The organism is Mesorhizobium sp. ESP6-5, from assembly GCF_020164695.1.
Lineage (GTDB): Bacteria > Pseudomonadota > Alphaproteobacteria > Rhizobiales > Rhizobiaceae > Mesorhizobium > Mesorhizobium australicum.
Genome location: NZ_JAIUGR010000009.1, coordinates 112,051 through 133,928, shown reverse-complemented (window position 1 = coordinate 133,928; position 21,878 = coordinate 112,051). Strand labels below are relative to the sequence as shown.

Below are 21,878 nucleotides of genomic sequence, written 5' to 3'. Positions count from 1 at the left end.
CATTGCCGTCGTCCTTCTTACTGCTCACATGCATCCAAATGCAGCGATGAGTTTCTCGGACCGACTGAATCCTAGAAAAAGCCGGCCTTTCTGAAACCGGAGAGGAAGAGCTCGAAGGATGACGGGTCTGCGAAGGGAAGGTGGGCAAGGTAGCCAAGCGAGAGGTCCGGTTGCCGGCTCAGTGTGGCCTCGACTGCGACATGCGCGTTTGCCATCTCGCCCAGATGTGCGTAGGCCGCCGCAAGAAAGGCATGGATGAAGAACTGGTCGCCGGCCTTCCGATAGGCGTCGATGGCCTCGGCATATCGACCGAGCAGGAACAGCGCGCTGCCCTTCACCTCCCAGAACCAGACCGGGGGCAATGGGTCGAGCAGTATGGCCCTTTCGAGGACCGCCAAGGACTGCTGCGGCTGGCCGCCGTAGTTGAGCCAGCTTGCATAGTCTCCGGCAATGTTGACGTCGTGCGGATTGAGCGTCCGGGCCTGCTGGAAATACAGTCCGGCATCCCCATGCTGGCGCATATGTACAAGCACGAGACCCATGCTCTGGTTGCAGATGCCGTCATTCCGGTCGAGCAGGAGCGCCGTGCGCGCAGACTGCAAGGCACTTTGCAGCGTACCAGGATCGCGGTCGTACCAGAAGCGCGCAACCAGGCACTGCGCCAGATAGGCATGACCTTGAGCAAAAGCCGGATCGAGTTCGGCGCTCCGGGCGAACATGGATTCGCCCTTGTCCATTTCATACTGATGGTAGTGCGCGCGACCCTGCAAGTAGTAGTCGTAGGCGGCCCAATCGGCCGGCGGCGTTCGCCGCGAGCGGGTAGTCGCATCTGCCTCGGCGGCGCCTTGGACAGTTGAAGCCACGAGGGCCGCCACCTCCTCCTGAACCGAAAAGATGTCCTCGAGCGCTCGGTCGTAGCGTTGAGCTCACAAATGGAAGCCGCTGGCGCCGTCGATCAGTTGCGCCGTGATCCGGATGCGGTCCCCGAGCCGTCGCGCGCTGCCCTCGACGAGGTAGCGCGCGCCGAGTTGCCGGTGGACTTCTGCGGGGTCCGGCGCTGGCCCACGAAACTGAAAAGATGAATTGCGCGCGATCACCAAGAGCGACCGGTATCGAGCAAGTTCAGTGATGATATCTTCGGTGATGCCGTCGCTCAGATATTGTTGGTCCTGATCGCCGCTCAAATTGGCGAAGGGCAGCACCGCAATGGCGGGTTTACCGGATGGCGCGATCGGTCGCTGCACTGAACCTTCCACGCGCTCGACAGGCGCGGTGAAGCGGTAGCCGACGCGAGGCACGGTGGCGATCCAATCGCCACCTTGGCCGGTAGGGCCGAGCGCCTTCCTCAGCGTCGCAATCTGGACGGTGAGATTGCTTTCCTCGACCGCCAGGCCCGGCCAGGCAGCTTCCATCAGCTCGGCCTTGGTCAGGATGTCGCCGGGCCGGGCCGCAAGCGCGGCGAGCAGCGTGATGCCGCGATGCCCGATGGAGATCGGTATGTCCTGCCGCAGGAGCGTCCCCTTCTCAGGGTCGAGCACGAACGGACCAAAGGTAAGGTGAACCCGTTGCATCGCGCCATATTAGACGTTTCGGAATTTTTCGGAACAGTTTCGGCCGCGCTTTAGTACGCAGCTCCGCTCATCCGCCACAGTAACGTCGCCGTTAGCAGCACCAAGAAAGGATGAGCCAAATGAGCACGCAGCTTTTTCTTACCTCAAGATTATGCCAGTCTTTCTGGAGCGAACAGCCGACGTGGACGACTGGACCGGCATCGGTCTGGGCGAGACTCATCGCCCTGCGCGGCCTGGTCGCGGTCTGGCGCGAGCGCATGTACTATCGCGAGGAGCTGAAGCGACTGGCCGAAGATGGGCCTCAGCGGATCGACGACGTCGGTCTTACCCTGGCTGCCGTCGAGGCGGATCTTCAAAAGCCGTTCTGGCAGGCGTGATTTGGATCCATAGCTGTGAACTATTATCTGCCTGACTAGCAAAGTACTTGGGGACTTCAAACTCGGGGTGCCGCACTCGAAAGTGTAAGCTTATTACCGCTGCAAATGAGCCGCTGAGCAGCGGCTTTCGGGGAGTGCGGTGGGGCTTGGAGAATCCGCGATGGGGGTGATGGCGGCCATTTCGCTTGCATCGGCTAACGTCTGCTCCGCTATTATCGTCACATTGAAGGGCCCAGTCCGCACGCGACCCCGCCGCAGTTAGCTCCATCTAGTTACCCTCCCGGCCAGTCAAGGCCGAGGAGAAATGAGATGGGTCACTCTCACTATCATGCTGCAGCTCGTGACCGCCGCCTGGAAGGCGGGAAAGACCGTCGGAAGAAACGCCCTTTGACACTGAAGCAGATATGGTCAATCCGCTTCTTCTTGGATCGAGAAGGGAGGGTTCGCGATTGCGCTCTTTTTGATCTAGCCGTCGACAGCAGGCTTCGTGGCTGTGATCTGGTTAAGATCAAGACGGGAGACTTCGAGCCCGATAAGCGCGGCGATGAGACCACATTCGACGGGCGCACCAGAACCGCCGCGGATGAACTTATCAATGTGCTTCTGCATGTTTCATTTCTAGTTTCTCCTCATGGCATAGGCATCGACATTTGCCGCTCCGTTAGGTTCGTCTACCTCTTACACTGCAGCGCTTTTCAGCAGCCGGATCTTTCGTCGATCGTAAGAAATTTAATGATCGCTTTGAGACTTCGGAAGCCTTCTTCTGAATTAAGCCTTCCTGCTCCGCACCCGAGACGCTCGGCGGCTCTTTGCTATTGACACAGTCAACTTGCGGCTGGTGCAAAGCAACAGGAGAGTGTCATGAATTCTTTCGTGAAAACCTTCGCCAACATTCTTGCGAGCAGCGCAGTCATGCTTTCATTGTCGCTTCCGGCAACGGCTGCTGGTGGCGTCGGTGCTGGTTCCTCGGTCGGCGGCGGCGGCATCAATGCCGGAGCTGGTGCATCGATCGGCGGCATCGGCGCTGGGGATGGCACGTCGATTGGCGGCGCTGGTGGCGTAAACGCGGGTGCTGGAGCCAAAGCCGGTGGCCCCAGCGGCGTCGGCTTAGTGCCAATGTTGGTGGGACGGGCGGCATCAACGCCGGGCGTGGCGCCAATGTCGGCGGCACAGGCGGTGTCGGCGCAGGCGTGGCCATTGGAAACGAAACGAATCCCAGCAATCCGTCGAACCCGAGCACCCTCTCGAGCGCCAACATTCGGGGTGCAGTGGCTCAGATGTCAGGCTCGCAGGTAACGCGCATGAAGAAGCGGTGCTCCGACGTCCTCAGCGATGAGGGGACTTATGACCGGGACCTGCGCCAGCTCTGCCTGGTGATAGCACGCCGCCGAGGCTGAAGGGGAACCAGCCGTGAGGTTTTGGCCGCACTCTCCTGGCCTCCGGCCGGTCGGAAAGCCCGCCGTCAAGGCGGGCTTTCTGTTGCCGTTTCACTGCGGCACATTTGGACGGGCACCGAAAATTGCGTTCTTATCCTCAATGTATGGAAGCCATCCGCCGGCACGGCGACCGTCAGAAGCCTTGCGGATGACAGAGACCGTTGTCTCGTTCCTAAGCCGCCTCGGCAGCGACGTTCACCGCTGACTCGGCGAGCTGCGTGAGGGTTTCGTCGGTGTCCTTTTCCTCGCCAAGGGTAAGCTCAAGAAGCTTAACCGCTTCGGCCATGCCGAGCTCGCTAGCCCAGGTGCGCATCGTACCATAGCGGGAGATCTCATAGTGTTCGACTGCCTGAGCCGCCGCAAGGAGACCAGCATCGAGAGCCGGAGAGCCCTTGTACTCGTCCATGATCTCGGCGCCTTCCTCCGTTATACCCATGATGGCGGCGCAGGTCTTGCCCTGGGGTTTCTTGCCGAGAGCGCCGAATATTTTTTCCAGTCGCGCTACGTGCTCCTGGGTCTGGCCGCGGTGCTTTTCGAAGGCTGCCTTAAGGTCAGGGCTTTGTGCCGCCTTGGCCATCTTGGGAAGTGTTGCCAGGATCTTCTTCTCGGCGAAATAAATGTCCTTCAAAGTGTCGATGAAGAGTTCGTTCAGGCCTTTCGTCGAGGCCTTTTTGGCGGTTGCCATGACTGTCTCCCTTTTTTCACTGCCTCACAAAACGGGGGCGGACGAGAAACAAAATTGCGGCAATCCAGTTCCATCGGGATTTGACTAGCGTGCCGAACGGCTTTTGCCGGCTGCGCGCGCAGATCCGGGCATCAACGGCAAGGAGCCGAGTTGAATGCGCCTGGCGTTAGCCGGCGCCCGTTCGCGGGAGGGCATCTGGAGAGCCTTTGGGTGCGAAGCGCCATCACCAGCCAGGTGAACCCCGAGCGCGTAGATACCAACGCGAGCCATGCAGCCGATAGCGAACACAATCGCCGATCGGCCGGTTCACAACAGACCCCGGCCAGTCAAGTACAGACCGTCTCGCACCGCAATATCATGCCGCGTGCACCATGTAGCCTGTCCGACGCCCGATGAACCGCGCCTTCTGCCGGGTACGGCCCCCTCCGTACCCATTTAGGATGACCGGAGGTCCGGCTCGGTGGTACTCATTGAGGGACCGCTGGGGGAGAAATATTGTGCTATCGCGAATGCTTTGAGGTTATCCTCGCGAAGTTGGTGCGAACCTGTTAGCCCTAGTCGATGCATATCGCGCACGCTCAGCACGAACATGGCCCTTTCTTCGTCGCTATCGGCGCATCTGGATCGGATGGCCTCAGCGACATCAAAGACCTCCTTAGCAACCTGCCCAATGACCTGCAGGCCATCGTCCTCGTGGTCTTGCATCGGCCCAGCGATAAAGTGAGTCACCTGAGAGAGGTTTTGAGTAAGAGGTCACTAATGCCGGTTATGGTCGCCGATGAAGATGACGTCTTCCACGTCGGACGCTGCTACATCGGCCAGCCAGACGCGCACCTGTCATTAGCCGCTAGAAGCAATGTGAAACTTGTTGAGGGCGCTGGACACATACATCGCGGGCAGACCGTCGACATCCTCTTCAATTCTGTGGCCGTTCACGCCAAGACGTGCGCAATCGGCATCGTGTTATCGGGCTCGCTGAGTGATGGCTCACGTGGACTTGCCGCAATAGCCCACGCCGGCGGTGCAACGATGGTCCTTACCGAGGCCGGCGAGATCAAAGCCGGGATGCCGATGAACGCGGCAATGTATGATGGGCCGCTCGACTTCACCGGTTCTGCCGATCAGATCGCCGGTGAGGTCATCCGAAGAGTGCGGCGAGCTCAGCCCCAGCCACTAATTGTTTAGATCCAAGACGAGGGGCAATTGAACCTGATATTTCGGCTGGTTCGACGGTCGGCAGCTCGCGTGCTGCTGGTCAGGGTCCCCGAGACCCGGCCGGGCTCGCTTTCCCGCCAGTGAGGGGGGCCGACTGGCGATCGGCCAAGGCGGCCGGCGCGTATGCTGGGTTTGGACCAGCGCAGCGCACTCCGACGTCCTTCGCGCTGCTGGCCAAGGGCAAACTTGGTCGGCCCGGGCTTTTTTTTGAGGGCGCGGGCTTCCAGGTCGCAGGACGCGCTTGTTGGTTAAATCGAGCGCGGCATGCGATCCTGGGCATAGATGGAGCGTGCCAGCACGTCTAGGCGCTTCAGGGCCTCACTCGGTTGATCTGAAACAATCATGTCCTGATCTCTTGCGGCTTTGACAAAGGCTGCGAAAGCGATGGATTGCCGGCAGGTTCCTGCCTGAGCCTCCTCCAGCAAACGCAGTGCCTGTCGATAGGAATGCAAGTGCTTGTTCTTCCATGCGGCCGCATCCATTGCCGCTCGGGCTTCGACCACTGACTGGATGGCCGTCGCCGCTTGGAGGTTCGTAAACCTAATCTTCACAGGCAGGAAAGCACTCAAGTCAGACCCTCCTCCTTGACGGTGATAAGGCCTTCCAAACTTTTCAGGCTGAAATTGGTTGCAGTAGCCGCTCCTTTTGTGCAGAACGGGTCTTGCTCGTCGCGATCTGGTGATCGCAGCGGCGCGGCTTTTTTACTTGCGCCAGGTGCCGGTGGTGCGTGCTTCGGGGCGGGTGAGCGACTTCCTGCGGGCCTGCATTCAACCCTTTTGCCTAGGCGATTTCCCACCGGCTCCCTGGCGCGTTCAATCAGCTTCGTATGGCTGTCGCGACGATCCTTGCCGTTTCCGAGGTCGGTCTGCGAATCTCGAATTCCTTGAACCCGGCATTTCGTAGCGCAGCAATTACGTCATCTGGGTCGCGCGGAGTAAAGATATCCGCCGGCATGTTCAGCCGGTCCATATGGACCTTGGGGAGGAAGCCCAACACGATGCGCCCGCCTGGCACCAAAACGCGCGCACCGCTGATCCAGCTTCAAGGCTTTGCCAAAAGTATACCGTATGAACGCTTAGTGTCTTGTCGAATGTCGAATCCCGCAACGGCAGTTTTTCTACTGTACCGACGTGGAACTCGGCTCGTCCGGCGCTCACAGCATCGGCAAACCGGCGACGGGCGGTTTTTACCACGTCTTGAGAGCGATCAACACCGCAGACCAATGTTGCGCCACGGAGAAGGCGAGGCAGTGCTGTGCCGCCCCCGAACCCGACCTCTAAAACTCGATCTTCTGGCACCAACTGAAGTTGATCGAGAGCGTAGCTGTTCAGCCTTGCGTTGCCGCGATTCATTCCTGCGCGGACAAGCCAGCCGCCGATCCCCGACGGCCAAGAGAGCTGCTTAGCGATGAACCTTGGCGCCAATAGAGTCTACCCCCCGGTGACGATCATAGAACGGTTCGCCGGGGACGAGCAACCGTCGACGAGCTTCGGCAGGGCTTCGGTGCCGTGCTAGTGGTTACGTGTGAGCCTGTTCTCAGTCGTATCAACGAACTGATTTAGAGGGCGCAGCAATGGCAGCTTCGATGCAGAACATTGGAAACTTACCGCCAGCCTCCAGGCATTCTCGAAGGCTTGAGGAATTGCGAGATTCTGCCGCTGAAATCCGGAAGCGACATGTCGACGTGAAAATTTCGGGACTTGAGGCTGCGAAAGAGCTCGACAATCTGGTTAAACATACTCGAGCTTCCTAGAACGGTTGCTCGATATCTAGCAACCGACCCTGCCACCGCTCACACTCCAGAACCTGCCCGCTACCAAGACCTCTCCGGTGGCGGGCCCTTTTTTGAGCCCCACAGAATTAGAACCGGTGTTGCCGTTGGCTTCTTGTGGGCTGCGGAACATCTGGCTGCGACCATGGTTCGGGAGCTGGCCGCACCACTCCCGCGGCCTTCCCAAGTGGCTTGCCCGCTGGCTTCGGTCAGCGGGCTCTTTCATGCCCGGAACATTGTCCCGTAGGGGAGGTTAACCATACGGTGGTCGATTCCCTCTGGGATGTAGCCACTCCATAAGGAGGCCCGTCGTCGGAGCGCGCGCGGCGGGCTTTCCTCATGCTGTTTCACTACGGCACGGATCCACGGCACCGAATTTGCATCCTATGCTCCGCCAAGGCCACCAACGCCCGAGCAGTCGCTTTTTACTCATCTCCAGGGACGCCCGCCGCTGCCGTGAATGGGGCGGCGGGCAAATGAGGGCGGTCCGTTAACAGAAACAGTAGTCACCGCTGATATCCCAATCAGGCAGTTGAGGTGACGAGCGGTCGGAAAGATACCCGGGGACATCACCCGACGAGGCAGGATGAATAAGCAGAACTACTCTGAACCGTTTGCCGAACACGCCGGGGCGACATCAGTCGATGTGGCCATTGTCGGCGCCGGACTGGCCGGCACCACCCTGGCAACGGTGTTAGGCAAAGCCGGGCGCAAGGTCGCGCTCATTGATCCGCACCGCGTACACCACGACGAGTTCCGGGCAGAGAAGACCCGCTTGGAGCAGATGCAGTTGTCGACAAGCTGGGGCTCGGCCCTGTCATAAAAACCCTGGTCACCCCGACAAACGAAATCCAGGTCTTCCGCTTCGGACAGCTCTTTGAGCGTAAGGAGAACGCCGAGTTCGGATTCTCCTACGGTCCGCTGGTGAACGGCCTGCGCGAGGCCCTGCCGCCACAGGTGCTTCTGATGGTCGGGAATGCTTGGGTCCACGGATCAGCAACAGTTCTGTAGACAAACATGTTTGCCCGCATCCGGTTGCCTATTCGGAACACGGTCAAAAAGGGAATGCGGTCTCTAACTCTCCGAGGATAGAAGGTCAGCGAGCGAGGGCCGAATTGCTGGGGCGAGACCGCAAGGTCGAACCCGATCGCCAGTGCGCCCCAGCATGCCCATGCCGATGCCTGTGGGCATATACGGTGGTCAATCTGCCATGGTTTCCTCTTTCAGAGATAGCGTTCGCCGTCGCCTCGGTGCTCGAAACAGAACCAATGCGGCTGATGGCGAGGCCGAGCAAAGCCGGACCCTCCGTGCTTCGCGCAGCCAGTGTGCTCGCACATATGCCCTAGGACTCTGGCGCGCTCGCGCGGCACGGGCGTTATGCCGTCGGGAAGCCTGATTGGTTCGTCGCTCATCTGCGCAAAGATTCCATAAGGCCGCTTGACGGGCAAGGAATTTGTTCCTTTTCTGTTCTCATGGCGCACGACCCGATCGACACGCTGGGGAAGGCGACCCGGCACAACATGCTTGTGAACGGCGTTGACCCTCCGAAGCTGAAATTCGATTGCAACCGGTGCAAGCCCTCGGTCGAGATTACGCTCCTCGAGGTCCATCCCGACCACCTTCCCAAGAGGCTGATGATCTACAAGCCGATGAAGGTGGACGGCAAGATCACCCTGGTACACCGAAAGCTTTCGGGGATGAGCGAGCGCCTGAGGGTCCGTCTCGCGTATCATCGCGGCTGGCAGGTCGTCGACGGCAGCACGATCGTGGACACCTTTGCGACTAAGGAAGACGCGTTCTGCTGCCTGGTCGACCGCGGCGGTCGCGTACTTCTGGCGTGGCGGCGAACAATCCTAGCGGTCAATCAAAGCCGTGTGATTTCTCAGCGGAATTCCAGACTGACAACGCCGGCCGTATTATGAAAGAATTCCAAGGGCCGTCGGCTGACCGATGGTTCTGGTTTAGTGGCTCCTCGAGCGGGAGCGTTGAGACCAAGAATGAAGCCGTGTTCTGTGTTGAGCGCCTACACCCGCAAGGTCGCCGGGGAGATCGGCGACTTGGCCAAGCAAGTGGCTCGGGGGAAGTGACGCCGCGCCCGTGTTCCGGTGAGACCTATCCCGACTGAGATGGTGCGGACGCGGCACCTCGCCTGAGCTTGACCCGACCGAGTAATGCCCCCATCACCCGCTCGAACCGCACCGCGCCCTCGTGGTGGCTACCATACTCTTGACGCTCGGAATATGTTCGCATGGTAAAATGCCGGTGAACGATGACCGCAACCGCCAGACGGCCGTCCGTTTATCTATGCTGGTTGATCCCAGCGCACTCCTGCACCTGCCCGCTACCAAGACCTCTCCGGTGGCGGGCCCTTTTTGGGCCCCCACCAGAACCATCAGAATATGAGCCGGTGTTCGCCGTAGGCTTATCGAGGATGCGTTGGGCCTCCTCACGGGTGAGGCCGCACTTCGATCTCGTCGCAATCGGTAGCTGTTAACAGGCTTTAGAACGTCTGTAATATTCTGCACTGCAAGACAGGGCAGAGCGATGATCCTATTTGGAGAACGGTGAGATGCGTTTTGAAGACAAGGTCGTAATCGTCACTGGGGGCAATTCCGGAATCGGACGTGGAATAGCGCGGTACTTCGCCAACGAAGGGGCCAGACTTGCTCTTGTCGGTCGTGACGGCACCAAGGGCTCGGAAGTGGAATCGGAGATCGCGTCTGCCGGGGGCAGAGCTAAGTTCTTTCAATGTGATCTGGCAAGCGAAGCGGCAGCGGCGGAAATGGTGGACAAGGTTGCTCAATGGGGCAGCCTGGACGTCGTCGTGAACAATGCCGGGGTCGGCTCCCGCAGGTCAGGCATCGAGGGCAATGAATCGCCGGGCCAGCGTTGGTCGAAGTTGCGCGGCCCCAATCTCGATTCGACCTACTTCGTCTCCTCCTACGCGCTTCCGGTGATGCGCGACTGCGGCGGTGGGTCGATTGTAAACATCTCGTCGACGGCCACACTGCACGGAAACTGGGGACTGTACGGTGTTGCGAAGGCGGGAGTGGAGGCGCTCACACGCTCGCTGGCGGTGGAAGGTGCGCTATTCGGAATTCGGGCAAATTGTGTCAGCCCCGGCTGGATCGCAACAGAGCTCGATGAAAAAGAACCTGCGTCGAGCACGAATTCCTCGGGCGAATGGGAAGTCCCGCCGGGTGTCTTCAACCGCATGGGAACGCCTAGGGAGATTGCTGCAGCGGTGGCCTTCCTTGCAAGTGATGAAGCATCCTTCATCACCGGTCAGACGATTGTGGTCGATGGCGGATTGTCGATCCTCGATTACGCGTCCTTGTCGCTGCTCAAGACGCGCGGTCCTGCGCTGTTTTCGGGAAAACTGGCAGCTACGTCCAACCAGCAGGAACCAAACTGAGAGAATTAAAAGCGCCCATCACCGGTGCAAGGTCGGATCGCCGCGCCACAACACGCCGACATCATCGACGAGGTCGGCGTGGGGCCGAGCGACCTTTTCGATGTCTGATCAGTCGACCAATTCCAGTAAAAGATAGTTTCCTGGCACGGCATCGGCCGGCCAATCGGTGCAACAAGCTTCAATCGCAGCCTTGTTTGCCTGCATCCACACGCTCGCCGCTTCATCCTCGTCTTCATCCGGCTCCAGGTCATCGTGAAAATTGGCGTCGTCCCAGCCTTCCAGCGCGAACATTCCATCCGCTCCCTGTTCAGGCGATATCCCCGCTGCGGCAAAGACCGCGCTTGCTGCGTCGATCCCGCGCTGCTTCTCTTCCGGGGAAGCTCCTTTGATTTCTAGCCGAAGCCTCATAGCGTGCCTTCTGTGGCTATCTTGCCGAAAGTGAACAAAATAAGAACGTATGAGTCAATAGGCTCTTGACGAGAGGACAATATGGTCCTTATCCGAGCACTGTGCTCGGGCCTGCCCCCGGGGAGAGCTTCGCTGGAGATTTCTACGATTCTGCTCCGGGGGTGTCGTCATTGTCTACCGCGGGATTGGCCTGAGACGCGGAATTCACGCGCATGGTGCAGACCAGTCCCGATTTCTGGAACTTCAGAGTGACGCGCCCTGACGTGCCGGACGCAAACACGCGCTCGAGGAGCTGCGTGCCGAAGCCCTTTCGCTCGACCGGTTCAACAGGCGGACCTCCCCGTTCGCGCCATTCCAGATTGAGCCAGCGATGCTGTTTTTGCCCGAGGAGCTTCCACTGAATCGACACCGTGCCGGTCTCGTTCGACAGTGCTCCATACTTGAGCGCATTCGTCGTAAGCTCATGAAAAGCCAGAGCGGCCGAAAGAGCGACGTTCGGCGGTAGCCAGACCGACTCGCCGCTAATCTTGAAGCGGTCGATCGGCGCGTGTGAGCTGACCGATGTGGCAACCAGATCCTTGACGTCGGCGCCACTCCAGTTCTGCTGGATAAGCAGGTCGTTGGCCCGGGCCAGCGAGACGAGACGGCTGGAGAGCGTGCGTCCTGCTTCAGGCAAACTTGTGGCGTTGCGCAGTGTCTGGGAGGCAATGGACTGAACCACGGCAAGGATATTCTTCACGCGATGGTTCAGCTCGTTGGTCAACAATTTGAGCTGCTCCTCGCCGCGTTTGCGTTCTGTGATGTCGAGACTGATTTGTACGGCCCCTATGATGCGGCCACCGGGGTTGCGAATTGGGCGTGCGCTGGAAAGTAGAAAGCGCTCGACACCTGACGGCAGCGTGTAGGCGAACTCTTCATGATCCGTCAGGTGCCCGCGCATGGCGCGGCTAAGAGGGCGGTCTTCGCGGCTCACTATGTTCCCGTCCTTGACGGCCACGGTGTCGATGACGAGGTCGGGTCTGCCGAAGGATTTGTGCGCGTCGGTTGGCAGGCCCATGAGTTCGGCCGCGAAGCGGTTGCGGATAACCTGAAGAGCCTTCGGATCGTAGGTAAACCAGACTGCCGCCGGCGCTGTCTCCAACACCGCCTCCAACTCGTAGCGCCGTTCGGCGATCGCCCGCTCTGCATCCACCATCGCCTGGGCGATGGCAGCGAACTCCGTAACCGAGGTCGACAGGGGTTCGACGCTGCGGCCATGACCCAGCGCTTCGGCCCGTGTCGCCAGTTCAGCGGTGGCCTGGGTGAATCTCTTGCCGACGAAATATCCCAGAGCAACCGAAACAAGAAGCGAAAGGAGACCTATCCCGCAAATCGCGGCAAGCGAGTGCCATAGCGGCGCCTGCGCTGCTGAAAGCGGCACGTTTGCGGTGTAGAACCAATCAGAGTGCGGAGACCTGTAGTAGCCTGCCAGCAGCGTCGCCCCTTCGAAGTTGCGGGACGTGAATGAGCCCGAGCGCCCAACTATCTTTTCCACGTATTCGGGCAATCCGGGCTTTCCGGTCCATTCGTCATGCAACTTGGAACGGGCAACGTAATTTCCGTCGCGATCTCCCACGCCCACCGTCCATCCTTCCGGGACAGCCCGCACCAAAACATCGCGGATCCGGGCAGTCGGTACAGAAAGTGAAAGAAGCAGGTCCTCCCCCTTAGGAGCGGGCACCCGAATGGCAACAGCCACGCGGTATTCGCCTGAGCTTTTGTCGGTGAAAACATCGCTGACGAAAACTCCGGAACGGTTGAGTTTATCGCGGTCGACAGCTTCTATCGGTGCGACCGACGGCAAGGCGGCACCGTATCCGATTTCAGTGTTCATCAGCTGATTGCGGCCAAGATCACGCAGGATGATCGTCCGGTCCGTCCCGTGGACAAGATCGAGCGCCTCGCGGTGGAAGCCTTGCAGATCGCCACTGGCGAGCGCGGGGGATTTGGAAAGGCCGTCGAGGATGGTTTGGAGATTTGCCAGCTCGCCCTCTACAACAAGCGACACCTGGCGAGCCGTTTGCACGGCATCCTGCTCAAAACGATATCGTTCCTGCAGTGCATATTGGCCCAGCAAATAGCCGGCAAACAGCCACACCGGGACAACTGCGGCGGCGATCAATCCAAGCAGATGCGATCGAACTGATCGACGAGGCAAGTCCATATCCCGTGCCGGCTCAGGAACGCTCAACCATAATCAGCGGACCAGGAACAGCAAGCGTTAGTTCACGCGAATATAATGCTTCCCTCAGCTCGTCGCGGGAACCACAAGGATGGAAGCATCACGTGGTGCGGCATAGCGCCAGCGCTCGTCGCTCCAGCCACAGCCGTCTCCTTCGCGACCGCAGTGACGTAAACTCGGTGCGCGGTGGCGCACGCCATAAGGTGCCACGCCGCTGGCTACTGCCGTGGGCTACTCCTTGACCGCGCCGGTCATTGACGACACGTAGTGCTCGACGAAGAAGGAATAAAGGATCACCACCGGCAGCGAGCCGATCAGGGCGCCGGCCATGAGCGAACCCCATTCGTAAACGTCGGAGCGGACGAGCTCGGTCAGCACGCCCACCGGCACGGTTTTGTTCTCGGACGACTGGATGAAGGTGAGGGCGTAGATGAACTCATTCCACGACAGCGTGAAGGCGAAGATACCCGCGCTGATCAGCCCTGGCACCGACAGCGGCAGCACGATCTTGGTCAGCACTTGCCAGCGGCTGGCGCCATCGATGAGGGCGCATTCCTCCAGTTCGAAGGGAATGGAACGGAAATAGCCCATCAGCAACCAGGTGCAGAAGGGCACCAGGAAAGTCGGATAGGTCAGGATCAGGGCAAAGGGCGTGTCATAAAGCCCGAGATTGAACACCATCACCGACAGCGGAATGAACAGGATGGATGGTGGGACGAGATAGGCGAGGAACACGGCCAGCCCGACCTGGCGCGAGCCGGAAAAGCGCAGACGCTCGATCGCATACGCAGCCAAGACTGCAGCGATCAGCGACAGCACGGTAGCGGCGACCGAAATAATCGTCGTGTTGAGTAGCCAGCCGGGATAGGAGGTCTCGAAAAGCAGGTAGCGGATGTTCTGCAAGGTCGGGTGGACTACCCAGAACGGGCTCGATGTGTCGTAACTGGTCATTTCCGCGTTGGGTTTGATCGCGGTGATCGTCATCCAGTAGAAGGGAAAGAGCAGCACGATGACGAAAATGGCCAACGGCCCATAGATCGTCACCACGCGACGCGGCATGCTTTGCAGATAGGTCATGCCACCTTCGTCGCCGCCGGCTGCATTTGCCTTGGGATCGATCAGAGCCATCTCAATCTCCGCCGCCTTGCTGCCACCTGCGTCGCTGCAGGCCGAAATAGCTGAACAGGATCGCGCCCAGCAGGAACGGGATCATCGCAACGGCGATGGCTGCGCCTTCGCCGAGCTGCCCGCCCGAAATGCCACGTTGGAAAGAAAGGGTCGCCATGAGATGTGTGGCGTTCACCGGGCCGCCGCGCGTCAGCACATAGATGAGCTGGAAATCGGTGAAGGTGAACAGCACCGAAAAGGTCATGGTGATGGCGATGATCGGCGTCAGCAGCGGCAAGGTGACATAGCGAAACAGCTGCCATCGACCGGCGCCGTCCAGCGTGGCGGCTTCGTAGAGTGATTGCGGGATCGTCTGCAGGCCGGCAAGCAGCGTTATGGCGACGAAGGGAATGCCGCGCCAGACATTAGCCGCGATTACCGAAGCGCGCGCGTTTTGCGGATCGCCAAGGAAGTTGATGTTGTGGTCGATGAGGCCCATCTGCTTGAGAGCCCAGGAGATGATCGAGAATTGCGAATCGTAGATCCACCAGAAGGCGATCGCCGACAGCACCGTCGGCACCACCCAGGGAAGGAGCACCACGGCGCGGAAAAACGATTTGAACGGCAGGTTCTCGTTGAGCAGCAACGCCAGCCAAAGGCCGAGGGCGAACTTCAGGATAGACGCGCTCACCGTGTAGAGAAGCGTGTTGAACACGGACAGCCAGAATACGCTGTCGTCCCAGAGGTATTCATAGTTCTCCAGGCCGATGAAGACGCCCGGCCTGCCGATGCGGGCGTCGGTAAAGCCGAGCCAGACGCCCAGCCCCAGCGGATAGGTCAGAAAGACCAGCAGCAGCGCCACTGTCGGCAGCATAAAGCCAAAGCTGAGCAGGCCACGGCTTTCGGCAATTCGCGACAAGAAGGAGGGGCGGGGCGGGGCGGCGGTTGTCGCGGCCATGAAAGGGCTCCTGTGGCGGGTATCGAGTGTCGGCAGTCCTTCGACTTTCGTGGACTGCTGGCGCGCGGGCCCATTGGTCCGCGCTCTCTCCTTGTGGGCGCGTGCCTTTCGGCGGCACGTCGCGACGCCTGCTGGGGTCGACCGGAAAACAACAGGCGTCTTCCCCTTCGAATGGAAGAAGACGTCCAGACTACACCCGGTAATACCTGTTGGCGCGCTTTTCGGCCTCTTCCATTGCCTCCTGCGGTGTCGCCCGACCAGTCACCGCCTTGGCGAACATGTCGACCAGCACGTAGTCGGCCATGGTCGCGGCGGACGCGTAGCCGAGCGGCCCTGCGTAGCCGTTGTTGCGCAGCGTCGCTGACGCCTTGGCATAGGGCGCATAGTTTGGATCGGCCTTCCAGATCGGATTGTCGTCGTAGGCCTTCAAGGTCTGGCAGCAATAGCCGGAAGAGCCCTTGATCCATTCCGACATCTGCGGTTCCTCGAACATGAACTGCAGATAGGCCTTGGCCGCGTTGGGATAAGGCGTGTAGTTGAAGATTACCGCCGAGGTGACCTGGTAAAGCTCCACCGCCTTGCCGATCGGACCGATCGGCAAGCTGGCCGTGCGGATGTCCTTGGCCATTTCAGCCAGCTTGGGATCCTTGTCCTTGTTGATCCGGGCTGTTTCATAGGCCGAGATACCGTTGGCGATGACCGACAGCTCGCCGGCCAGGAAGGCACGATTGTTGTTGACGTCGAGCCAGCTTTCGGTGCCTGGGATGAAGGTCTTGTAGAGGGCCTGGGCATATTCGATCGCCTTCAGCGTCTCGGGACTGTTGATCACCACCTTGCTGTTCTCGTCGACCATCTTACCGCCATGGCTCCATAAGAGCCAGTGGGCGTAGTTGTTGCCGTCACCGACGCCGTGGCCATGGGTGAAGCCGGCTGGGTGGCCCTTGGCTTGCAGAGCCTTGCACAATTCGAGGAAGCTGTCGGTGTCCTTCGGGAACTCGGAGAAGCCGGCCTCCTTGACCCAACTCTCGCGGTAGACGATCGCGTTGCCTATGGTAGCCAGCGGCAGCCCGATGAACTTACCGTCCTTGGTGGCGTAGCTCTTTGGGCCCTCGTGCCAGCCGCCATATTTCTTGCCCAGATAATCTCCGAGATCGGTCACATCGAGGAGCTTGTCGGGATATTGGAAAGGATCGTCGAACCAGACGAACATCAGGTCGGGACCCGAGCCGACATTGGCGGCGACTGCCGCCTTGGGACGAATGTCCTCCCAGCTCTCCTTGTCGACGCGCACCTCGACACCGATAGCCTCGGTGAATTTCTTCGTCTGCGCCAGCCAGGCGTTCTCATCGCCCTGGACGAATGGTGACCAGCGAAGGAGCCTGAGCTTGGCTCCCTTTTCGGGCGTGAATTTCGGCCCATCCTGGGCAAGAGCTGGCGTGCCAAGCAGCCGGCTACCGATTGCCCCGGCCGCCGCAGCACCGGCACTGGTGCGGATCACGTCTCTTCTGGTGTATCTCATGGCCATTTCCTCCTGTTTGATTGGCTGACCTCGGCATGTTCAAAGCCGGCGACCCGTATCTGCGTCAAAGAGATGGACCAGGCCTGGCTCGGCGGCGAGCCTGACAGTTTGGCCCGGCTGGAACGGGTGGCGCTCCCGAAAAGTCGCGACGATCTCTTCGCCACCAGGCGCGCGGCCGATGATCTGCAACTCCGACCCGGTCGGTTCGATGACGGAGATGGTGACGGGAAAGCCTTGGTCGCAGAGGCGCAGATGCTCTGGCCGGATGCCAAGCACTACTGGACCTCCACTCAGGCCTTGCGGCGTCCGCGGCAAGTGTACGGCGACGCCGCCGCTGCCTTCAAAGCCACTGGCACCAATGCGCCCTGTCAGCATGTTCATGGCTGGAGAGCCGATGAACATCGCGACGAAAAGATTGTCCGGGCGGTCATAAAGATCGAGCGGGCGCCCGATCTGCTCCACATTGCCGTCATGCATGACGACGATCTTGTCAGCCATCGTCATCGCCTCGATCTGGTCGTGAGTGACATAGACGGTCGTGGTCTTCAGGCGCTGGTGCAGTTCCTTGATCTCAGCGCGCATCTGTACGCGCAGCTTGGCATCGAGATTGGAGAGGGGCTCGTCAAACAAGAACACCTGCGGGTCGCGAACGATCGCCCGGCCCATCGCCACGCGCTGCCGCTGCCCGCCCGAAAGCTGCCGGGGATAGCGCGACAGAAGCGGCGTGAGGTTGAGAATTTCCGCGGCACGTGCAACCTTGGCATCGCTCTCCTGCTTCGAGGCACGCTTCAACATCAGGGAGAACGCCATATTCTCTCGCACCGTCATATGTGGATAGAGCGCGTAGTTCTGGAACACCATGGCAATGTCGCGCTCCTTGGGGGCGACCGCGTTGACAACGCGCCCACCAATGGCGATCTCGCCGCGCGTGATGCCCTCTAGCCCCGCGATCATGCGCAACAGCGTCGACTTCCCACAGCCCGACGGGCCGACGAGCGTGACGAACTCGCCATCTTCTATGTCGATGCCGACGCCATGGAGAATCTCGGCGGCGCCGAAGGACTTATAGACATCGCGGATCGCAACGGACGCCATCGATTACCTCCCGGGCGATGAGACGCCTGCAGGAAGACGTCCACTTTACATACGCAGCTTCCGGTCTTGCCGCGCCCCTCCATCTGAAGTGGTAGCGCTACCAGCAGTGCGTGTAAAGCACGGCCGGATCTCCCCCGGACTGAGGGATCTAGATCGGGTTTCCAATATTTCGAGAGGCACTCGGCCGCTCCGGACAAGCGCAGCATTCCATCGGACATCGCGGTCTCATCCTTGTGCACTCCGATTCTCCAAGTATCGCGGAACAAGGCGGCGGCTAGACCGGGAGTGAAACGGTTGCGCGATCTGAGGCGGCTCGTCGCTCTACGACCCGGAGCCGGGCGGCAGGCGGTTAGTCTATCTACGGACCCCGCTCAACGCGTCAGGCGCACAATGCTTCCGACTGGCAACCCTCGATCGGTCCCCTCCAAATAATCCCGCGTCCGATGGGTTTGGTGATCCCATTTTGAAGCCCTTTCCGATCAAGGGAAGAGAATCGGGTACCTGACAATCGGTAAGACGAATACGGTTCCACCCGACAGGGCAACTAACCCATCCGTGACGGACATCCGAGGGCTCGATCAAACCCAAGGCGGCTCTGCGGCGGGGCAAAGGCCGATTCGGTACGATACTCCTGTCGACGTTATGTCGGCCGACTTTCCCGGACCGGCGCAACTGTTTGTCCGCAAGCCAAGTATGTCCCTGAAACTAGAAAGATCATTAGCGTCGAATCTAGAATATCGTGGCCGACAAGGATACCTGTCAGGCCACCGACAAGATAAACTATCACTGTGACTACGACCATGGTCGCCCCGAACCGCTCTAATGGATCGGCACTAAGGCGAAGAACCCTCGTTGCGTTCGAGATCGCGACGATGAAGATCGCCGCCAACGTCAGCGCGCCCACAAGTCCGGCCTGTACCAACGCTGTCAGGAAGCCGTTGTGAAAATGGTTGAACCCCTGACTCGCCCCATATTCTTTTTCGAAACCCTGCTGCGAAATCGCCCGGCTGGCGGACATGCCGTGGCCGAATAGTGGCGATTCGCGAAACGCATCGATCCCAATTTCCCAGAGCCCAACACGAAGGCCGAGCGGAGTGGAATGATCACCTTTGGTGGCTAAAGCTTTCCAGTCGTCGAACAGGAAATGAGTGCGCCGTACGATGATTGGAAACGTGATCACCGCAGTGAGCAAGCAGCAGGCGCTGGCAATCACCAGCGCCCGCTTCATGTTCGATCGCGTAAATCTCTTACGATTGATCGCAAGGACGGCGACAATGGCGATCAGCAAGGCCACCCAGATCATGCGCGAGCCAGAATAGGCGGTCGCTACAACGCCGGCGAGTATGGCGGCGGTGAGTGTCTTCCAGGCTTTCTCTATTCCCGACACGGCGCCCGTAAGGCACATTATCACGGCAAGGCAGGTGACGGTCGCAAACACGATCGGATTTCCTGCTCCTCCTTCGGCCCTCAGCATCCCGATCCAGTAGTATTGGACGATGGTCAGCGCCAGCGCACCGACACATGCTGCCGCGCTGGCCAGCACGGCAATGCGTGCGAGCGTCGCCTTGTCGGTGATGCTCCAGGTCGAGTAAGAGATCGGGAACAGCAATAAGGTGGTCAGTGGCAGGAAGTGGGTTGCATCGGCCCGCAGGGTGCCGTTCACGATTGAGGCCAGAACCATCGCCGCGCAATAGGTATAGATCGCAAGCGTCATGGCAAGCGTCGGCCGGTCGATGTTCAAGCGGCGTCGCTTGGCGGCCAGCAACACCACCGACCAGAGCGCTCCACCATGAAATACGAAGCTCACCACCGATCCGAGCACTGCCGGCGAAAAAAAGCAGATCATCGAGAAGTAGCGGTTGACCTGTTCTGCCGTCAGGTGGCGCCGCAGCGATCTAAACGCGTTCAATGCCTTGGCTTCGCGCTTTTGCGGGTCGCGTGCGAATCGTTCGGCTGATCCTTGCTCACCGTGTTTGGCCCCCGTGCTCGAATCCGTATAGCCGCTCGCTTGGGTATCTGGTAGTGTGGATCCGTTTCGCTCGCCATCCGGCTCTATGAGCAAAACCCGGTCTGGACGCGTGTTCAGGCCGCGGCAGCCGATGAAGCTCCTTGGGCTGCTTCCCGCCACGATTGAAACATCAAGACGTCCCAAAGCAGATACTGGTTGTTGCGGCGTCCGGAGAGGTGTTCCGACCAAGCGCGCCGGATCGCATCCGGCCTAAAGAACCCGTCTTCCCGCAATCGGCGCTCGTCGAGCAGCGCCTCTGCCCATTCGCGAAGCGCGCCACGCAACCAAGCGTCGATGGGCACGCCGAAGCCCATTTTCGGACGTTCGACAAGCGCCTTCGGAACATGTCGGTAAAGCAGTTGCCTGAGCGGCCACTTTGTCTGGCCGCCGGCTCGCAGGATGGAAAGCGGCAGCGAAAATGCGAAGCTTATCAGACGGTGATCAAGCAGCGGCACGCGGGTCTCGAGGCCGACTGCCATCGCCGCGCGATCAACTTTGACCAGGATGTCGTCCGGCAAGTAACTCATCATATCGATATACATCATCCGCTCGACGTTGCCTGGCAACGATGGAAGCGCCTCCAATCCAGTCAGCATGGTAGGCGGCTCTGCCGCATCCGGGATGATCTCGGTTGGTTCCCAATGCGAGCAGAGACGGCGGTAGACCTCGTCCATCGTTTGCAGTGAAAGAACCGAGGCCGCCTTGTGGATCTTGTCTCCGACGCGCTCACGGCGAAAGCGTTGCGGCAGAAGCGGCATGAGCCCGCCTGCGACACTGTTGTAGAGACCAGGTGGTGGCAGCGTTGCCAGGTTGGCCGATGCGCGCCGCAGGCTCATCGGGATCCGGGAAAGCTTGTTCCAAACAGTATCGGCAAGTGCATAGCGCGTGTAGCCGGAGAACAACTCGTCGCCACCATCTCCCGACAAAGCCACGGTGACACTGCCACGCGCCAATTTGGAGACAAGAAACGTCGGAATTTGCGAGGAGTCGGAGAAAGGCTCGCAATAAATGCCAGGCAGTTGGGGCACCACATCGAGCGCGTCCCGCTCGCTGAGATAAAGTTCTGTATGATCGGTGCCGAGGTGGTGCGCTACTTGCTGGGCATGATTAGCCTCGTTGTAGCCCATTTGGTCAAATCCGATCGTGAAGGTCCGCACCGGTCGTGAACTGATCGACTGCATGACCGCTACGACGGAGGAAGAATCGATGCCGCCAGAGAGAAATGCGCCGAGCGGAACGTCCGCGATCATCTGCCCCTCGAGCGCGCGGCGAAGATGACGCTCGACTTCGTCTACCGCCTCGTCGGGGCTTCCCTGAAAAGTGTCGCGCTGGCCCTGTTCGGCGACTTCCTTGGCGCTCCAATAACTCTCGACGTGCGGCTCACGCATCGGGTCGGAAAGAACAAGGACGTGGCCGGGTCTTAATTTCCGGATGCCTTGATAAATGCTGTAAGGGGCAGGGATGTAGTTGTGGCGCATCAGCAAAGCCAGCGCATTCCGGTCGATGTCCGGGCGCCAATCCGGGAGTGGTTGGAACGCCTTGAGTTCTGAAGCAAAGGCGAACGCCTTGCCGATCCGGCCGTAATATATCGGCTTTTCCCCCAGGCGATCACGTCCGAGAGTAAGCGTTCTACCCCTGCGGTCCCATAAGCCGAAAGCAAACATGCCAGCGGCCAGTCCAAGGGCCTTTTTGGTTCCAAGCTCTTCAATCGCAGCCAGAAAGGTCTCGGTGTCGGAATGACCACGCCAACTATGAGCGCCGAATTCCCGGTCCAGATGCGCCCGAATCTCCCCGTGATTGTAGATTTCGCCATTGAAAACGATGACATAGCGACCGCTGTGCGAAATCATCGGCTGCGCGCCGGCCGATGACAGGTCAATGATTGCCAGGCGGCGTTGACTGATCGCGACCCCGGCCTCCGCGTCAGTCCAGACGCCGTCGCCGTCCGGTCCGCGATGCCGGATCATGTCCGCCATACGGCGCACGCTTAAGGAGCCGCCGCTTGTCGCGGCCGCTCCACCCACAATACCGACGATACCGCACATCCTGCGTTACAGCTCCACAATGACCTAGGCTCTCTTCTCTCTCTGCC

At 59.8% G+C, this 21,878-nt stretch carries 19 protein-coding genes; 5 read left to right on the top strand and 14 right to left on the bottom strand.

What is annotated here, in order from left to right:
• Positions 1–71: 71 nt before the first annotated feature.
• Together LB524_RS29010 and LB524_RS16680 are read right to left on the bottom strand one after the other, a co-directional pair.
• Positions 72–875 (bottom strand): hypothetical protein, encoded by an 804-nt coding sequence (locus tag LB524_RS29010; RefSeq protein ID WP_224528364.1) that lies wholly within the window; start codon positions 873–875, stop codon positions 72–74.
• A gap of 51 nt (positions 876–926) precedes the next feature.
• Positions 927–1,571: a winged helix-turn-helix domain-containing protein gene (locus LB524_RS16680; protein WP_224528362.1), complete on the bottom strand. Its 645-nt coding sequence runs from the start codon at positions 1,569–1,571 to the stop codon at positions 927–929.
• Between the two features lie 119 nt (positions 1,572–1,690).
• Between LB524_RS16680 and LB524_RS16675 the strand changes: the two genes are divergently transcribed.
• Positions 1,691–1,948, top strand: coding sequence for a hypothetical protein (locus tag LB524_RS16675; RefSeq protein ID WP_140792142.1), 258 nt, complete (start codon positions 1,691–1,693; stop codon positions 1,946–1,948).
• Positions 1,949–2,413: 465 nt separating this feature from the next.
• Here LB524_RS16675 and LB524_RS16670 read toward each other — a convergent pair whose 3' ends face one another.
• Together LB524_RS16670 and LB524_RS16665 are read right to left on the bottom strand one after the other, a co-directional pair.
• Complete coding sequence (locus LB524_RS16670) at positions 2,414–2,557, bottom strand: hypothetical protein (RefSeq protein WP_181171421.1); 144 nt, start codon at positions 2,555–2,557, stop codon at positions 2,414–2,416.
• A gap of 999 nt (positions 2,558–3,556) precedes the next feature.
• Positions 3,557–4,069: a ferritin-like domain-containing protein gene (locus LB524_RS16665; RefSeq protein WP_141907417.1), complete on the bottom strand. Its 513-nt coding sequence runs from the start codon at positions 4,067–4,069 to the stop codon at positions 3,557–3,559.
• A gap of 561 nt (positions 4,070–4,630) precedes the next feature.
• On the opposite strand from LB524_RS16665, the gene LB524_RS16660 reads away from it, so the two are divergent.
• Positions 4,631–5,254: a chemotaxis protein CheB gene (locus LB524_RS16660; protein WP_224528361.1), complete on the top strand. Its 624-nt coding sequence runs from the start codon at positions 4,631–4,633 to the stop codon at positions 5,252–5,254.
• Between the two features lie 278 nt (positions 5,255–5,532).
• Here LB524_RS16660 and LB524_RS16655 read toward each other — a convergent pair whose 3' ends face one another.
• A complete protein-coding gene (locus LB524_RS16655) occupies positions 5,533–5,853 on the bottom strand; it encodes a DUF982 domain-containing protein (protein ID WP_224528359.1) in 321 nt (106 codons plus the stop codon).
• Between the two features lie 387 nt (positions 5,854–6,240).
• Positions 6,241–6,636, bottom strand: coding sequence for a class I SAM-dependent methyltransferase (locus tag LB524_RS29085; RefSeq protein WP_224528345.1), 396 nt, complete (start codon positions 6,634–6,636; stop codon positions 6,241–6,243).
• A 1,005-nt stretch (positions 6,637–7,641) separates the two neighbouring features.
• Between LB524_RS29085 and LB524_RS16645 the strand changes: the two genes are divergently transcribed.
• From LB524_RS16645 to LB524_RS16635, 3 genes are all read left to right on the top strand, one after another.
• Positions 7,642–7,878, top strand: coding sequence for an FAD-dependent monooxygenase (locus LB524_RS16645; protein WP_224528343.1), 237 nt, complete (start codon positions 7,642–7,644; stop codon positions 7,876–7,878).
• A gap of 649 nt (positions 7,879–8,527) precedes the next feature.
• On the top strand, positions 8,528–8,977 hold the full coding sequence (locus LB524_RS16640) for a hypothetical protein (protein WP_224528711.1): 450 nt from the start codon (positions 8,528–8,530) through the stop codon (positions 8,975–8,977).
• A 647-nt stretch (positions 8,978–9,624) separates the two neighbouring features.
• Positions 9,625–10,470 (top strand): SDR family NAD(P)-dependent oxidoreductase, encoded by an 846-nt coding sequence (locus LB524_RS16635; protein WP_224528341.1) that lies wholly within the window; start codon positions 9,625–9,627, stop codon positions 10,468–10,470.
• 108 nt (positions 10,471–10,578) lie between these two features.
• Here LB524_RS16635 and LB524_RS16630 read toward each other — a convergent pair whose 3' ends face one another.
• The 8 genes from LB524_RS16630 to asnB form a co-directional block, all read right to left on the bottom strand.
• Positions 10,579–10,878, bottom strand: coding sequence for a hypothetical protein (locus tag LB524_RS16630; protein WP_224528326.1), 300 nt, complete (start codon positions 10,876–10,878; stop codon positions 10,579–10,581).
• Between the two features lie 142 nt (positions 10,879–11,020).
• Positions 11,021–13,039 carry a sensor histidine kinase gene (locus LB524_RS16625; protein ID WP_224528323.1) on the bottom strand — a complete coding sequence of 673 codons (2,019 nt, stop codon included), beginning with the start codon at positions 13,037–13,039 and terminating at the stop codon, positions 11,021–11,023.
• A gap of 291 nt (positions 13,040–13,330) precedes the next feature.
• Complete coding sequence (locus LB524_RS16620) at positions 13,331–14,227, bottom strand: carbohydrate ABC transporter permease (RefSeq protein ID WP_224528320.1); 897 nt, start codon at positions 14,225–14,227, stop codon at positions 13,331–13,333.
• A 1-nt stretch (position 14,228) separates the two neighbouring features.
• The gene (locus tag LB524_RS16615; RefSeq protein WP_411909919.1) at positions 14,229–15,080 is read right to left on the bottom strand and encodes a carbohydrate ABC transporter permease; all 852 of its coding nucleotides are present in this window, start codon (positions 15,078–15,080) and stop codon (positions 14,229–14,231) included.
• 274 nt (positions 15,081–15,354) lie between these two features.
• Positions 15,355–16,683, bottom strand: a complete 1,329-nt coding sequence (locus LB524_RS16610) for an ABC transporter substrate-binding protein (protein WP_015316625.1) — start codon at positions 16,681–16,683, stop codon at positions 15,355–15,357.
• A gap of 39 nt (positions 16,684–16,722) precedes the next feature.
• Positions 16,723–17,778, bottom strand: a complete 1,056-nt coding sequence (locus LB524_RS16605; protein WP_015316626.1) for an ABC transporter ATP-binding protein — start codon at positions 17,776–17,778, stop codon at positions 16,723–16,725.
• Positions 17,779–18,418: 640 nt separating this feature from the next.
• Complete coding sequence (locus LB524_RS16600; RefSeq protein ID WP_224528319.1) at positions 18,419–19,906, bottom strand: O-antigen ligase family protein; 1,488 nt, start codon at positions 19,904–19,906, stop codon at positions 18,419–18,421.
• The gene (gene asnB / locus LB524_RS16595) at positions 19,861–21,831 is read right to left on the bottom strand and encodes an asparagine synthase (glutamine-hydrolyzing) (protein WP_224528301.1); all 1,971 of its coding nucleotides are present in this window, start codon (positions 21,829–21,831) and stop codon (positions 19,861–19,863) included. The genes LB524_RS16600 and asnB overlap by 46 nt, the downstream gene beginning before the upstream one ends.
• Between the last annotated feature and the right edge of the window lie 47 nt (positions 21,832–21,878).

What these genes read in the sequence shown, in the direction of transcription:
- LB524_RS16640 (WP_224528711.1), top strand. Translation starts at nt 8,528, where the DNA reads ATGGCGCACGACCCGATCGACACGCTGGGGAAGGCGACCCGGCACAAC.
- LB524_RS16630 (WP_224528326.1), bottom strand. Translation starts at nt 10,878, where the DNA reads ATGAGGCTTCGGCTAGAAATCAAAGGAGCTTCCCCGGAAGAGAAGCAG.
- LB524_RS16645 (WP_224528343.1), top strand. Translation starts at nt 7,642, where the DNA reads ATGAATAAGCAGAACTACTCTGAACCGTTTGCCGAACACGCCGGGGCG.
- LB524_RS16605 (WP_015316626.1), bottom strand. Translation starts at nt 17,778, where the DNA reads ATGGCGTCCGTTGCGATCCGCGATGTCTATAAGTCCTTCGGCGCCGCC.
- LB524_RS16615 (WP_411909919.1), bottom strand. Translation starts at nt 15,080, where the DNA reads ATGCTGCCGACAGTGGCGCTGCTGCTGGTCTTTCTGACCTATCCGCTG.
- asnB (WP_224528301.1), bottom strand. Translation starts at nt 21,831, where the DNA reads ATGTGCGGTATCGTCGGTATTGTGGGTGGAGCGGCCGCGACAAGCGGC.
- LB524_RS16610 (WP_015316625.1), bottom strand. Translation starts at nt 16,683, where the DNA reads ATGAGATACACCAGAAGAGACGTGATCCGCACCAGTGCCGGTGCTGCG.
- LB524_RS16670 (WP_181171421.1), bottom strand. Translation starts at nt 2,557, where the DNA reads ATGCAGAAGCACATTGATAAGTTCATCCGCGGCGGTTCTGGTGCGCCC.
- LB524_RS16635 (WP_224528341.1), top strand. Translation starts at nt 9,625, where the DNA reads ATGCGTTTTGAAGACAAGGTCGTAATCGTCACTGGGGGCAATTCCGGA.
- LB524_RS16660 (WP_224528361.1), top strand. Translation starts at nt 4,631, where the DNA reads ATGCATATCGCGCACGCTCAGCACGAACATGGCCCTTTCTTCGTCGCT.
- LB524_RS16680 (WP_224528362.1), bottom strand. Translation starts at nt 1,571, where the DNA reads ATGCAACGGGTTCACCTTACCTTTGGTCCGTTCGTGCTCGACCCTGAG.
- LB524_RS16665 (WP_141907417.1), bottom strand. Translation starts at nt 4,069, where the DNA reads ATGGCAACCGCCAAAAAGGCCTCGACGAAAGGCCTGAACGAACTCTTC.
- LB524_RS29085 (WP_224528345.1), bottom strand. Translation starts at nt 6,636, where the DNA reads ATGAATCGCGGCAACGCAAGGCTGAACAGCTACGCTCTCGATCAACTT.
- LB524_RS16675 (WP_140792142.1), top strand. Translation starts at nt 1,691, where the DNA reads ATGAGCACGCAGCTTTTTCTTACCTCAAGATTATGCCAGTCTTTCTGG.
- LB524_RS16620 (WP_224528320.1), bottom strand. Translation starts at nt 14,227, where the DNA reads ATGGCTCTGATCGATCCCAAGGCAAATGCAGCCGGCGGCGACGAAGGT.